Origin of the sequence: Paenibacillus medicaginis (assembly GCF_042138635.1) — a bacterium.
GTDB classification, from domain to species: domain Bacteria; phylum Bacillota; class Bacilli; order Paenibacillales; family Paenibacillaceae; genus Paenibacillus; species Paenibacillus medicaginis.
The window spans coordinates 37,309-51,613 of sequence record NZ_JBHIRY010000018.1 but is presented as its reverse complement, the minus strand read 5'-3'; the positions used below and the strand labels follow the sequence as shown (position 1 = coordinate 51,613).

The 14,305-nt window shown below is 51.4% G+C and carries 11 protein-coding genes; 3 read left to right on the top strand and 8 right to left on the bottom strand.

Translation table 11 applies throughout. The features are described 5' to 3' along the window. Window positions 1–84: 84 nt before the first annotated feature. Window positions 85–1,182, top strand: coding sequence for an acyltransferase family protein (locus tag ACE5LO_RS17540; protein ID WP_375521304.1), 1,098 nt, complete (start codon window positions 85–87; stop codon window positions 1,180–1,182). Window positions 1,183–1,377: 195 nt separating this feature from the next. Continuing rightward, complete coding sequence (ilvD, locus tag ACE5LO_RS17535) at window positions 1,378–3,069, top strand: dihydroxy-acid dehydratase (RefSeq protein WP_375521303.1); 1,692 nt, start codon at window positions 1,378–1,380, stop codon at window positions 3,067–3,069. Window positions 3,070–3,141: 72 nt separating this feature from the next. On the opposite strand, the gene ACE5LO_RS17530 is transcribed toward ilvD, so the two are convergent. Next, a complete protein-coding gene (locus tag ACE5LO_RS17530; protein WP_375521351.1) occupies window positions 3,142–4,554 on the bottom strand; it encodes a polysaccharide deacetylase family protein in 1,413 nt (470 codons plus the stop codon). Between the two features lie 204 nt (window positions 4,555–4,758). Here ACE5LO_RS17530 and ytvI point away from each other — a divergent pair, with 204 nt between their 5' ends. After that, window positions 4,759–5,919, top strand: coding sequence for a sporulation integral membrane protein YtvI (ytvI, locus tag ACE5LO_RS17525; RefSeq protein ID WP_375521302.1), 1,161 nt, complete (start codon window positions 4,759–4,761; stop codon window positions 5,917–5,919). Here ytvI and ACE5LO_RS17520 read toward each other — a convergent pair. From ACE5LO_RS17520 to ACE5LO_RS17490, 7 genes are all read right to left on the bottom strand, one after another. Then, on the bottom strand, window positions 5,868–7,643 hold the full coding sequence (locus ACE5LO_RS17520; protein ID WP_375521301.1) for a peptidoglycan D,D-transpeptidase FtsI family protein: 1,776 nt from the start codon (window positions 7,641–7,643) through the stop codon (window positions 5,868–5,870). The genes ytvI and ACE5LO_RS17520 overlap by 52 nt on opposite strands. A gap of 170 nt (window positions 7,644–7,813) precedes the next feature. After that, window positions 7,814–9,895, bottom strand: a complete 2,082-nt coding sequence (locus ACE5LO_RS17515) for a methyl-accepting chemotaxis protein (protein ID WP_375521300.1) — start codon at window positions 9,893–9,895, stop codon at window positions 7,814–7,816. Between the two features lie 383 nt (window positions 9,896–10,278). Next, window positions 10,279–11,607, bottom strand: a complete 1,329-nt coding sequence (locus ACE5LO_RS17510) for a peptidase U32 family protein (protein WP_375521299.1) — start codon at window positions 11,605–11,607, stop codon at window positions 10,279–10,281. A 23-nt stretch (window positions 11,608–11,630) separates the two neighbouring features. Continuing rightward, window positions 11,631–12,560, bottom strand: a complete 930-nt coding sequence (locus ACE5LO_RS17505) for a peptidase U32 family protein (protein ID WP_375521298.1) — start codon at window positions 12,558–12,560, stop codon at window positions 11,631–11,633. A gap of 11 nt (window positions 12,561–12,571) precedes the next feature. Then, the gene (gene mltG / locus ACE5LO_RS17500) at window positions 12,572–13,618 is read right to left on the bottom strand and encodes an endolytic transglycosylase MltG (RefSeq protein WP_375521297.1); all 1,047 of its coding nucleotides are present in this window, start codon (window positions 13,616–13,618) and stop codon (window positions 12,572–12,574) included. A 77-nt stretch (window positions 13,619–13,695) separates the two neighbouring features. Continuing rightward, window positions 13,696–13,992, bottom strand: a complete 297-nt coding sequence (locus tag ACE5LO_RS17495) for a DUF1292 domain-containing protein (RefSeq protein ID WP_375521296.1) — start codon at window positions 13,990–13,992, stop codon at window positions 13,696–13,698. Continuing rightward, a complete protein-coding gene (locus ACE5LO_RS17490; protein WP_355320535.1) occupies window positions 13,989–14,294 on the bottom strand; it encodes a DUF1292 domain-containing protein in 306 nt (101 codons plus the stop codon). Before ACE5LO_RS17490 ends, ACE5LO_RS17495 begins: the two co-directional genes overlap by 4 nt. Window positions 14,295–14,305: the final 11 nt, after the last annotated feature.

Below are 14,305 nucleotides of genomic sequence, written 5' to 3'. Positions count from 1 at the left end.
ATACACTGCCGGAATATCGTATGTTTGGAATATAAGATTTTTAGAAAATACGGCGGCTGTGCCGACCGTATGGAGGGATAGGTTATGAACGGCGTGTCGGCCCGTAGTGGAGATGCTTTTTTTCTGAACTTAAGATTTTTATTGATCGTATGCGTGTTTGCTGCCAATGCGCTAGAGCCTTTAATATATGTCAGCAGTCTGGCAGACCGTTGGTATACCTGGATCTTTATGTTTCACATGCCGCTGTTTGTGTGGGTGACCGGTTATTTTACCCGTCCGAACCTGAAAGGTGAAACAGGTGTTAAAACACTGCTGCAGATTATGGTTCAATACATTATTTTTCAAAGCCTGTACTCTCTGCTCGACGCTGCTTTCTTCCACGTTCAGGGGGTTCATCATTCCTTTTTTGCCCCTTATCTGCTGCTGTGGTTCCTCGCCAGCCATTTCTGCTGGAGACTGCTCCTGTTGGCCATGCGGCGGCTGTCGCCGTCGATACAGATTACCGGTTCCATCGTGCTGGGCACGCTTGCCGGATACATCCCCTTTGAGGGGACGTGGCTGAGCATATCCAGAACCTTTGTGTTTCTGCCTTTTTTTGTGCTTGGTTATCATATAACTTATGAAAAAATATCATTTCTCCTGACCCCACGCTTCAGATCTGCCGCTATTGCGGGGTCCCTGCTGATGCTCGCTGCAGCGGTCTGGACATCTGCCCATCTGCAAACAGGCTGGCTGTACGGAAGCATGACTTTCGCCGGGCTGGGACACGGAGAATGGTATGCTGGTTTATTCCGGATCGGCATCTACCTGCTGCAGCTCGCAGCGTCGGCTGCCTTCCTTGGATTCGTGCCTTTTGCTGCCGGCTGGCTGTCACGGTTGGGAAGCCGGACTTTATATGTGTTCCTGCTGCACGGATTTATTATTCGTGGGGCGGCCTCATTGGGAATATATGCTTATATCCATACAACCTTTGGCACCCTATGCGTCATGATCGTAGCCTGCCTGCTGACCGTCCTGCTCGCCCTGCCTGCCGTCAAGCGTGCTGTGCATCCGTTAATTGAGCCGAATGTGGGTTGGATCTTTAAGCGCATATCCAAAATTTCTTCATCTTTCAAAAAGCACTTCTTCAAAAGGAGTGATTTGTTATGGCACGAAATCGCACACAAGAGCGGTAAAAACTGATCGTGCGTCTAGTTCCAGGAAGCTTGTCTCGCAGTAGCGGTGACAGGCTTCTTTTTTGTGCAAAGCTCTTTCATCTTCTGTAATATATATAGAAAAAAAGCCACAGTTATGGTAGACTTTCTAGAAACCATTCACTGCTTTCAAGCGTTGATTTGCAGCGCTAAATCAATATAGGAACCTGGGAGGACAGACTTCATGACAGCTAACAAGAAGAAGATGCGATCAGATATGATCAAAAAAGGCTTTGACCGTGCGCCTCACCGCAGCCTGCTGCGGGCGGCGGGAGTAAAGGAAGAAGATTTCGACAAGCCGTTCATCGCTGTGTGCAACTCTTACATTGATATTGTTCCCGGACATGTTCATTTGCAGGAATTCGGCAAAATCGTTAAAGATGCCATTCGCGAGGCTGGTGGTGTGCCTTTCGAATTCAATACCATCGGTGTGGACGATGGCATTGCCATGGGACATATCGGCATGCGTTATTCCCTGCCAAGCCGCGAAATTATCGCCGATTCCCTTGAAACGGTTGTGTCCGCACACTGGTTCGACGGCATGGTCTGTATCCCCAACTGTGATAAAATCACGCCTGGCATGATGATGGGCGCCCTGCGCGTCAACATTCCAACCATCTTCGTCAGCGGCGGACCGATGAAAGCCGGTAAAGACAAGAACGGCCGCTCCATCTCCCTGACTTCCGTATTTGAAGGCGTAGGCGCTTATCAGGCTGGCAAAATTGATGATCAAAGTCTGCTGGAGCTTGAACAATACGGCTGTCCGACCTGCGGCTCCTGCTCGGGCATGTTCACGGCCAACTCCATGAACTGTCTTGCTGAAGCATTAGGTCTCGCGCTTCCGGGCAACGGAACCATTCTGGCTGTTGCTCCTGAACGCAAAGAATTTGTTAAGCGCTCTGCAGAGCAGCTCATGGAACTTATCAAAATGGATCTGAAGCCACGTGACATCGTGACTAAAGAAGCCATCGACAACGCCTTCGCACTTGATATGGCCATGGGTGGCTCCACGAATACGGTGCTGCATACTCTTGCGCTGGCTAATGAGGCGGAGGTCGACTATCCGATCGAACGCATTAATGAAGTTGCTAACCGTGTACCGCATCTGTCCAAGCTGGCTCCCGCTTCTGATTATCACATCGAGGACGTTCACAATGCCGGCGGCGTAAGCGCCGTGCTGAATGAGCTATTGAAAAAACCGGGCGCTCTTCATGCGGACTGTATTACCGTTACCGGTAAAACGCTACGCGAGAACGTGCAGGATCAGCCAATACTGGATGAGAATGTTATCCACCGTCTTGACAACCCTTATTCCGAGCGCGGCGGACTTGCCGTACTGTTCGGCAATCTCGCTCCGGAGGGCTCCATTATCAAGGTCGGTGCTGTGGATCCATCTGTTGGCGGATACCATAGAGGCCCTGCCATCTGCTTTGATTCTCAGGAAGATGCCCTGGCTGGCATCGCCAACGGTAAAGTCAAGGAAGGACATGTGGTCGTTATCCGCTATGAGGGGCCGAAAGGCGGACCAGGCATGCCGGAAATGCTCGCTCCTACCTCCCAGATCGTCGGTATGGGCCTTGGCGCCAAGGTTGGCCTGATTACGGACGGACGCTTCTCAGGCGCTTCCCGCGGCATCTCCATCGGCCATATCTCTCCGGAGGCGGCTGAAGGCGGACCCATCGCTTTCGTGCAAGACGGCGATTTCATCGAACTGGATCTTAACAACCGCACGATTCAGCTTGAGATCAGCGACGAGGAATTTGACCGCCGCCGCGCCAACTGGAAAGGCTTCGAGCCGAAAGTAAAAACAGGCTATCTGGCCAGATATTCCAAGCTTGTTACGAATGCCAGCAACGGCGGTATCATGAAAATCTAATCGTAAAACACAAAATTCCTGCCCCCATCCTTCACGGGGAGCAGGAATTTTTTCTGGATATACCACCCTTTTTCATGCAATCGTGCTTGTCGTGCTGTTCACCGTCTGGGCGGAAGCGGTACCCATGCCCATCTCTTCCGCAGGCTCGGATAGCGGATGATCTTTCAGGGTCATACCGGTCCTTGCAGAATCATTCTTCAAGAAACGGCCCATTAACACAGAGGCCGGCATGACGATGAGCTTCGGCACGAGCAGATCTGAGCGATGCTTCAGCCTTTCCTGCCCGGATGGATGGATGACGCTCAGCAACAGCCGCAGATACAGCGTCGATGAGGCCGCGAACAAGCCTGCGGGAAGGTCACGGATGATAAAACCGAGCTTCTCCGCACCACGGTTGATCATGCTGACACCGTAAATGGCTTTGACTCCTGCAAGCCTGGGATCATTAGCGACTTTTGCCGCCAGATATGGCAGCTGTTTCTCTACGGAACGGATTATCTGGATCGCTACATGCATGGGTGTCTTGGCAGTAGAGCCGATCTGGTATAGCCTTTCATTATCAAAATGCAGTTCAAGCACCTCATCACCTTTGACAAGTGAGGAACCATCGGCAAAATCTACAGGACTTCCCTTATATGTGCGCTGTCTGAAATGCAGAAATGGCTCCTGCGGGTTCGCAGGCTCAAGCCGGAACAGGGCGTGAAAGACACGTTCATACAGCATCCAGCCCCGGACTATGCCTTTTTTGAACCAGCCTGCAGAATGCTTTGTGCTCATTTCCACTGCACCTCCTGCCAACTCGTCTATCCGTACACTACGCAGACCTCTGCGGCCAGCCTCAATCAGCACCCGCTCCAGCGCAATCAGCATATTTTGGGGAGCGTCGGCATTGGCGCCGAGCGTCCTGCCACAATCGTGCAGCAGCATAACTTCCCCTCCGCGCAGCTTTTGCAGCATTCTTCGGGTCAACCGGTCCGCCCCCGTCTTGATGCGCCAATCCCCGAACATGGAAGACCAGAGAACGATGCGGCGTCCATTCGATTTGGCGAAGTCGAACAGATTCACAATGCCCCAAGGCGGTCGGTAATAGGCCGTACGTTCGCCGGTGACTTCATGGATGATTTGCTCTGTGCATAAAATCTGCTTGCGCACGGTTGCCGGACGCATAAACCAGTTGGATTTATGCACATAATTGTGGATACCGATCAAATGGCCCTCTTCATAGATTCTCCGCAATACAGCCGGATGCTGCTCTGCATTCGCGCCCACGACAAAAAAAGTCGCTTTGGCATTGAAACGCTGCAGCAAATCCAACAATTGAGGGGTATAAACGGGATCAGGCCCGTCATCAAAAGTAAGGGCGAAAGCTTGCTCCTCCTTCTTTCCCCGCCGGAATACCCGGAAGCCGAACAAGCGGCTTATAATCCCGGGGATAAAAGCGTAAAATGATGTAATGTAAAAAAGCCATAGCAGTACATTCTGCAGCACGTCTTATTCCCCACTTCTCTATTTTGACATAGCGTGCCGTTCGCCTATTTTTTTCAATCCACGCTCCTGTGTAACGAGCGACCTGAGGAAAACTCACTAACTTTATTTTAACATAAAAGGCTAGAAAATAAGGCTGACTTTATATAAATAGTGTACAATATACAAAATTGATCTTACCCGAAAAAGGAGTCGTTGTATTTTATGCTGCCACTTTATAAAAAGTATTGGCGCACTGCCTTTGATATAGCACTGATTGCGCTGACCGTCTATCTGATTCTGTTCGTATCCAGCCAATTGTACCATATCGCGGCACCCGTGTTTCTCTCTTTCGTCGTATTCTGGTGCATTGAACCGTTGGCCCGTTACCTTCACAAAAAGGGGATGCGCAAGCCGTTCGCTTCAGCTATTTCCGTGCTGCTGTTTATCGTCATCCTGCTCGCTTTATTTTTCGGGCTGGGACTGATTGTGGTAACACAGCTCATGCGGCTTGCCGACGATCTTCCGCAATATACCTCCATTGTGCAGCAGGCGTTTGTAAATCTGACCGCTTTTTTGCAGGGTAAAGCCGCCAGTTTACCGCCGTCGATCACGCAAAATATCAACGATTATTTTACAACAGCCACGAAGCTGGCCACAAACTGGGGTACCAGTGCCCTGCAGCACGTCGTTGCCTTTCTCGGCACGTTCTCTACCTTCATGACCAACTTCGGGATTGCCATCATCCTGGCTTTTTTTCTCAGCATGGAGATCGATCTGTGGAAGGTCATTGTGCGCAAGAAGACACCGCATACGCTGAAAACCGCATTTAGCTTTTTCAGAAACCATGTTTTGAAAGCGATCGGATCGTATATAAAAGCCCAGGCTATTCTTGTATCGATCACGTTTGTCATTATTTTTCTCGGACTGCTGATTCTCGGCACAGGCAATGCCTTTGCAATTGCTCTCATAGCAGCGGTGTTTGATATTCTCCCGCTGCTGGGCGTGCCGGTCATCCTGATCCCGTGGGCCGTCTATCTGTTCATCATCGGCAATACCGGTCTTGCCATCGGGCTGTTGGTGCTTTTGGCGGTTGCCATGCTCGTGCGCCAGCTGGCCGAGCCGAAGATTGCAGGCAATTCCATAGGCGTTACCTCGGCCTATCTGATGCTGTCGTTCATGTTTATCTCGCTTTCGATTTTTGGGGTAGCCGGTCTGATCCTCTCCCCGATTCTGCTCATACTGATCAAGGAGCTGTGGCAGCAGGGCTATCTGCAGAAATGGATTCGTTTCCCGAAAGAAGAGTTCGAAGAACCGCCGTTTCTGGCCAAGCTTCAGGAGGAAGAAACGCCTTCTTCCGAAGAAGCAAGAAAGTCCATGACTTGACCAAACAGTTTTGTAGCCTGGTTCGGCGTATCCGCCGGAGCATTCTGTACAAGGACGGCCACCGCATAGCGCGGCTTTTCCACCGGACCATATCCGATAAACCATTGATTGTTAACCGCCCTGCCGGCCTGTCCGGTTTGGGCGGTTCCTGATTTCCCGGCAAGCTTCCACTTGGCGGAAGCCAACCCTTTGCCGGTTCCCTCCTGTACAACCTTCTCCATCCAGTGCAGCAGGGTATGCGCAGTGTGCGGGTGTATTTTTCCTGTAGCCGCAGGCAGAGCATGAGCGGGCAGCTCAAGAAGAGTTCCCCCGTTCGCATATTGAATGCGGCGCACCAGCCGCGGCGAGCGCACTTCTCCGTTATGCAGCAGTGTGACCACAAGATTCGCCGCCTGTAACGGAGTCATTCTCACATCCCTTTGCCCGATGGCCGTCTGCACGCGTGCTCCTGTATCCTCCGCCTGAGCCCGGCTGTCGAATATGCGGCCAGCCTCCTCGCCATCGAACAGACGGAGCTGCTTCATTCCGGCCAGATTCACTCCCTCCCAGCCGACCTGCCGCCCCAAGCCAAGAGCCTCGGCCATCTGTACAAGCTGTCTGGAGCTCAATCGTTCCGCCAGCTTGGCAAATACGGTGTTGCAGGACTCGGCAAAGCCTTGCTCAAGGGATAGTGTCCCATGGCCCTCTTCCTTCCAGCAGGCCAAGCCGTAGGCACCATAATCTCCGTGGCAGTGAAAGGTTTCGCCCTCCTTGGCAGCTCCGGTCTCCAAGGCGGCTGCAGCTGTGACAATTTTGAAAATGGAGCCGGGTACGGCCGCCTTCACAGCGCGGTTGGACCAATCGGAGCCCTGCGGATTGACATGGCGGGGGTCGTAAAAAGGACGCGATACCATTGCAAGCACATCGGCGTTGCCGGCGTCCAGCACCACCACTGCTCCTTCCTTCATTGGGCTGTGCTCTGTCAGGCTTTCGATCTTGCGCTGCAGGGCAAGATCGATCGTCGTTTGCACCTGCAGCGGATAATAGCTGTTGGAAGGCTTGTTCATTTGCAGCCCCGTAGCGGGAAGCGTATGACGCTCAGCATCTACCAAATGGGATATAAAGGTTTCTCCTTCTCCTTTCAGCAGCGGCTGCAGTGTTTTCTCCAAGCCGGCTGCTCCTGACGATGTACGGTATGAATCCTCAGGCTCGTATAGAAATCCAAGCCACTGCATGCCGTTCCGCGCCCCCTCGTACCTTCTCCTGTATGGCAGCACTTCTGCCGCCCCGGGAGCAATCCGGGCAATGTAGGCGGCTTCCCGGTCCGTCAACTCCAAAGGCATGCCGCGGCTGTCTTGCCAGATCAGGGGCGAACCGAGACCTTTCCAGCGGCGGAGAAGCTCAGCAGGAGCGGTATTCAGAATCCGGGCCAGTTGCCCAAGCCTGTCATCCTGCTTCACAGGCCCTCCGGGAAACAACACAGGCACCCGGACCCAGGTGCCTGTTATGCTGCGCCCGGACCTGTCCGTAAAATCTCCCCGGCCCGTATCCACCACAATCCCCTCCTGCCGCTGAATAACGGCTTGCTCCCTTACGGTTCTGTTTCCGTTAGGGACAATGCTGCGCACGAAAAAGGTCTGAATCCATCCTAAACGGATGATAAGGATAACTATGAGCACAGAAAGCACAACCGTTACATATTGGATTCGCTGATGCCGTTCGTTCCTGTTCGTCTGGTGCCGCAATCTCGGTCCGCCTCCTGTAAGCTGATCTTGGGAATAGTATGTCCCCGTGCCGTTGCTGTCAAACGCCCGCCTTCCCGAAAGGTCACTGAACACAGAAAGGGAGCAGCCGTAGCAGAAAATCTGCTTGCAGGCTGCTCCCTTATACCCATCATACGAATGCGTTGCTTTGCTTATATTCTGAAGTTGGACAACGTTTGCTGCAGGCTGCCAGATACGTTTTCAAGCTTCTCGGATAGCTGTACGAGCTGACTGGCGACATTTTCCTGCTCACTGCTGAGCGAAGCGACCTCCTCTGAGGTGGCGGAGGATTGCTCTGCTACAGCGCTGACATTGCCCATGGCATCAGACAATACCTCCTGCGATTGATTAAGTTCTTCAATCGACCCGGTCACCGCAGTCAGGCTGCTGATGAAGTCCTCCATCTGCTGCTGTACAGACTGGAATATTTCCGAGGTCTCTTCAACCGCTTCAATTTGCTGCCTGAACAAAGGATACGCGTCTGTTAACGCCTCCACCGTCTCATTCATTTCGGTAACGATGTTATTAATGATGCCGCTAGCCATAATAATGGCCTGCCGGGATTGATCGGCCAGCTGCCGGATTTCATCCGCCACCACCATGAACCCGCGTCCGGCCGCGCCTGCACGTGCCGCTTCGATGGTTGCATTCAGGGACAGAATATTCGTCTGCTTCGTAATGTTCTGCATCGCATCCAGCATCTTGAACACTGTGGAAGTGGTTCCCTTCAGCTTGTCCATTTTGGCGACGAGTGAGCGTGTCGTTTCTTCCGTTACCTTGGTCTTGCCCATCAATTGCTTGAGCTGCTCGCTGCCTGTTTCACTGGAGCGTCCCACCTCCCGCGCTGCCTCTCCCATTTGCGAATTGGAAGCGATAACGATCTTCATCTGGCGCGTAATATTGTCGGTCAGTGTACTGCCGCGCTCCGCCTCTGTAGCGAGACTGGAGGCGCCGTTCGCAATTTCCTCGGTCGCTACGGCAATTTCCCTTGCTGAGATGGCTGTCTTTTTGGAAGCATCGCTCAGTTCGGAGGCTGTCAGCAGAACGTCCTTGGCCGTTGAATTGGTCTGCTGCACCAGCTCCGTAATTTGCTCCATCATTTCATTAAAGCTTGTGGAGAGCTGACCGATTTCATCCCTGGACCGGTAATCAGTGCGAACACCCAGGTTGCCTTTGGCTCCTTCGTTCATGAGATCCTTCATCCGCTTCAGCGGACGACCGATCATGCGCACCATCAACCAGCCAAGCAGTACAGCTACGATTGCAGCCGCAATCACAAACACCCAGGTAAGAATCAGAATGCCTTTGGTGCTTTGCAGCAGCGCGGATACGGGCACGATTCCGTTCAGAATCCATTGGGATGTGCCGAGCGTCGTATGAACGGACAGCACTTCCTGGTCCTTGCCATTCAAATCCACCCTAACCGTATTGCTGCCCTGAGGTTCTTTCAACTCTTTCACATAATCCAGAGTCTGTCCGCTTCCCACCATATCCTGCTGGTTTGACGCCACCGGGATGCCATCCTTGGTTACCAGGTGAATGGCTCCGCCATCTCCCAGATCCAGCCCCTCCAGCTGCTCTTCAAGAGAGCTCAGCTTGAGGTCCATCACCAGCACATACTTGGCGCCGAGCACGGACAGATCATTCATCGAACGGACCAGACGGTAGGTCTTGATGCCGGAGCTGCTGACTTCCGTTGGCAGCCAGCGGACCCCTGTGTTTTGCAGCATTTCTGCGAACCACGGCTCTGATCTTACATCCTTTTTATTGCCTGTTCCCATGATGACCCCATTCGGGTCTTCGGGATACAAATAAATGGACTCGATCGCTTTATTGTTAAACGCCACGTTGGTCAGCTTCTTGGTCACCGAATCGATCGCCATGAATGCATCATAAGAAGAGATATCCGGATTGCTTATCGTCCGCAGCAGATCGGCAATTTCCGTATCGAAGAAGATTTGGGTTGAAGTATCCAGAAAACGCTCCAAAATGATGTCCAGCTTTTCGGATGTCTGATTTACTGTCTGCTGATAAGCCAGTGCAGCATTCTGCTCGATTGTATTGCGAGCGGTTGCATAAGATATCGTCCCCAGGCTGACCACTGCGATCATAATCGTAATAAAGAAAATCAGGAACAGCTTCATCCCCACAGACTTCACAGGATTCGCTTGTTTGATCAAGGATATGTAATTCTTTGGTGATTTTTCAAAATCCGTGCCGCTTCCTTTTCTCATTCCCGGGTCTTTCTCCCCACCATTGACCAAGCCTTTTATCCGCTCGCGAACCTTCCAGTTCATCTTCATTGAAGGCAATTTCAGTTTGTTCTTCAGGCTTGACGCCTGTGCCTCTTTCTTTTCAGTTTTTTTAGATTCTTCAGTTTTTTTCTCTCTTGTTGGCTTTACGCCCATTTTTCTCACCTGCCGGAAGTTATTCAATTCCCCACACTATCCTTAACACTCTTTTTATGTATTTAACGATATTATACGACAAAAGTTGGTCTTGTCAGCCTAAATTGCCAAAATAAACTGAAACTTTTTTCCTATAAAGCTATAAAAAAAAGAGGCCTCCCGACCGATATACGAGAACCTCAAACATATATTCCCAAAAAAATGTTTCTTTATTTCCGCTTGCGCATCATATCAAAATAGGAAACAGGCTGGTCTACGATCATCTTTACCGGCTGCAGCGGATGACGGGCAGCGTCCAGTTCGTTGCCTTCTTCATCCCATAGCTTGCCTACCGTTTGCTTGAAGAATGTGCCCCCAGGTCCGAAAAATTCGATCTGCTGCCCAGGCTTGAAATGGTTACGCTGCTGAATCGTCGCCAAACGTGTCTCCGGATCGTAATTTAGCACCAGTCCGGCGAAGTCGTAAGGTACGGCCTTTTCTTCCGGCTCGTAAATATGATCCTCATGATCCGGCGTATCATAGAAAAAGCCGGTGTTCAGCGGACGGTTAGCCGCTTTATTCATTTCCTCGATCCACTCCGGCTTCAGCACGTAGTTGTCCGGATCAGCCATGTACGAATCAATCGCCTGGCGGTATACATTGATCACCGTTGCCACGTAATGGATGGATTTCATCCGTCCTTCCACTTTGAAGCTGTCCACACCGGCATCAATCAGATCGGGGATATGCTCGATCATGCACAGGTCCTTGGAGCCCATGCTGAACGGGTTATCCTGCTCATCATACAGCGGGAGCTGGTTCACTCCAAGACGAAACTGCTCCAATACCCGGTTATCTCTGGCTTCTTCCTCAGATACCCAAACCGTGGATGAACGAGCGTCTTCAAATAAATCATACTTCCAGCGGCAAGACTGACAGCAGCCGCCACGATTGGAGTCACGGTCTGTAAAGTGATTGGACAGCACGCAGCGGCCGGAGAAGGAAGAGCACATCGCACCGTGAATGAACGCTTCAATCTCGATATCCACATGCTCCTTGATTTCCGCGATTTCATCCATGCTCGTCTCCCGGCCCAGTACGACACGTGGCAGCCCTTCCTCTTTCCAAAACTTCACGGCTTGCCAGTTCAGCGTCGATTGCTGTGTGCTCAGATGCACCTCCAACTCAGGCACGGCTTTGCGAGCCACCTGGATAATGGCCGGATCGGCCGCAATGATAGCAGAAATCCCCGCCTCATGCAGCTTGCGCAAATACGCTTCAATGCCTTCAACATCTTCATTGTGGGCATAAATATTCGTAGCCACGAACACCTTGGCGCCATACTTTTTGGCAAACTCGACGCCTTCCTTCATCTCCTCAAAACTGAAATTGTCGGCGTTGGAGCGCAGGCCATAATGCTGGCCGCCAATGTAAACGGCATCAGCGCCATAATGAATGGCAAATTTCAGTTTTTCCAGATTGCCGGCCGGAGCGAGCAGTTCCGGTTTATCCAGACGGTAACGTGTGCCCGTATATTTACGCTTGGTTAAAGTCCCCACCGTTTCGTTCCCCCCTATATTTTTTAATAAACCTGTTCTTTATAGAAAAACCCGAAGGAAAGCTCCCTTTCCGGGTCCTGCAGTCTGCGCACTTCATCCAGCCATGCTTCATCATAAGCATAGTCTTCCGGATTGTTAAAGTAGCTGTCGATAGCCGTACGGTAAGCTTTAACCACCGCCTCGTTGTAGGCTGTCGGCTTGAGAAGGCCCTCGATTTTGAAGCTGTGCACTCCTGCTGTCATCAGTAAATGGAGGTCTTCGATAATGCATATATCATCTGAGCTCATAATATGAGTCCCGTTGATATCCTCATAGATCGGAAACTTCTCTTCCCTGCGCTCAGCCTCGATCAGGAACAAATGACGGTCCTTCCCGAGATCACCCTCCACCGGTCTGCCCTGATGCTGCATGTAGCTGGCCACCAGACGCCGCTTGGAATGGTAAATATTCGTCATCCCGTGCACCTGCACCTGGGCTTCAATCTTCAGATCGGGGATCATTCCCGTTATCTCATCCATATTGAGCTCCCGTGCCAGCACAACACGGGACGCTCCCTTTTCTCCCCAATAATTGGCGGTGGAATAGTTGGTTGAGGTCATTTCCGCATTCCAGAACAGCGCGATACGGGGAGCATACTCCTTCACGGCTGCAAGCACGGACGGATCATTGAACTCCACCGCATCCACCCCTATGGAACCGAGCATCTGCACATAATCCGGAATTTCGCGAAGCAGATCATTGGTCATCAGATTATTCATGGAAACATATACTTTGGCGCCACGTGAATGCGCAATCTCTACCGTATCTTTGATTTCGTCGGGTGTAAAGCTGCCCGCCAGACGCATGCCGAACCGGTCTTCTCCGATCAGCAGCGCATCCGCGCCTGCATCCAGCATCTGTACAGCTTCCCCCGGTGAAGCTGCCGTTACGAGCAGTTCGGGTTTATCAGCCACTGGGTTACCTCCTATTGTGTCACACTTTGACTTTGTTGGATATTGTTTAAATGTTCCTGATATGTCTTGGCGAATAAGTGCTCCTGCGAGCCATCCTTTTTCGTAACATAGAAAAAATAATCCGTCTTGGCCGGCTCAAGCGCCGCTTGAATGGAGCTTAAGCTCGGGCTGGCAATCGGGCCTGCCGGCAGACCCTCATTCGTATACGTATTATAAGGCGAATCTACTTCCAGATCTTTAAACAGCAGCCGTTCCTTCTGCTTATTCAGCATATATTGAACAGTTGCGTCAATTTCAAGCTTTTGCCCTTTCTCCAGCCGGTTATAGATAACCCCGGCGACAATCGGGCGCTCCTGATCCACAACCACCTCACGCTCCACCAGAGAAGCGACAGAAAGCAGTTCATGAAGCGTTTCGTGGCGCTCCTCAAGCTCTTGCTCCAGATTCGGAATACTGTCCAGCTCTTTCTGAGTCTGCTCCAGCATAGCCGCCATAATTTCTTTCACCGAGCTGCCCTTGGGCAGTTCATAGGTTTCCGGAAACAGATAACCTTCCAGCTTATACCTCAGCTGCTTGTCCTCCGGAATATGCGCCAGCAGGGGCATGTCAAATTGTGCCGGGTCATTCGCAAGCTTCAGAAACTCTTCCTTGTCAGCAATGCCTTCCTGCTGCAGTCTATCGGCAATTTGCAGCACCGTAAATCCTTCGGGAATGGTAAACTGGATCATCTCCTCCGGCACAACATCTCCGCTGGACAGCTTGGCAATCAATTGCTCATATGTGATGCCCGGCTGTACTTCATACTTGCCGGCCTGAAAGTTGCTGCCTTGCTCCGTTAGCTTTAAGTAAGCTTTAAAAACAGTAGAATTTCGAATAAGTTCTTTCTGCTCAAGCAAATCTGCAATCTGGGATGTTCTCATTCCCTGCTCCACGGTAAACGCAACGGTTCCCGCTTGCTGTTGGACAGGCTGCATCATTTGCCAAAGATAGAGCGCCGCTCCTGCTACGACAAGTAATAAGACGAGCAGCAGCACTCCGGTCCTAGCTTTGCGCTTCAAAATATCCAACCCCTTCACAGCCAAAAAGAGCGGACAAGTCCGCCCTTTCCGGGATATCATTCAATCTAAAGTCGAGGTTATTCCGGGAACGTGCACTCATCGTACAGCTCCGCAATATCCTCCCATTCGTCATCGTCTTCGATGACCGTCAGCTCAGGCTTATCGCCTTTCCATACCACCCTGAAAAGCTCATACTCCCCCGCAGCCGCCTTCTGTCCACACAGAACCGCATATGCCTGTCCGCCTACCTCAAATTCGGCCTCCAGCGTGTAAGGAACAGAATGTCCTTCCCCGTCTTCAAGCTCCACTTGTGAACCGAAGGTTTCCTTCAATCCGGTCGTCCAGGTCAAATCCTCACGGGAATACATTGTCATTTCTCAAAATCCTCGTCATCTGCTTCTACAAAGGTATTAAATGTTTCTTCAACAATTTCCCATTCGGCATCATCCGTAATCGGGTACAATTTAATATCGTCACCGTCTTCCTCATATCGGAAGGCGTATACATCGGTTTCATCTTCTTCGGGTTCGACCGGTGCAACCATCATATATTTGGCATCAGAGCCATCCACTTCGAATTTCATGATGACCTCGAATTCTTCTTCGTTGCCCTCTTCGTCGTCAATATAAATAATTTCCGGCTGCTCTTCTTCCAGGTCCAATCGATTATCTGCCATCAGCGAAATCC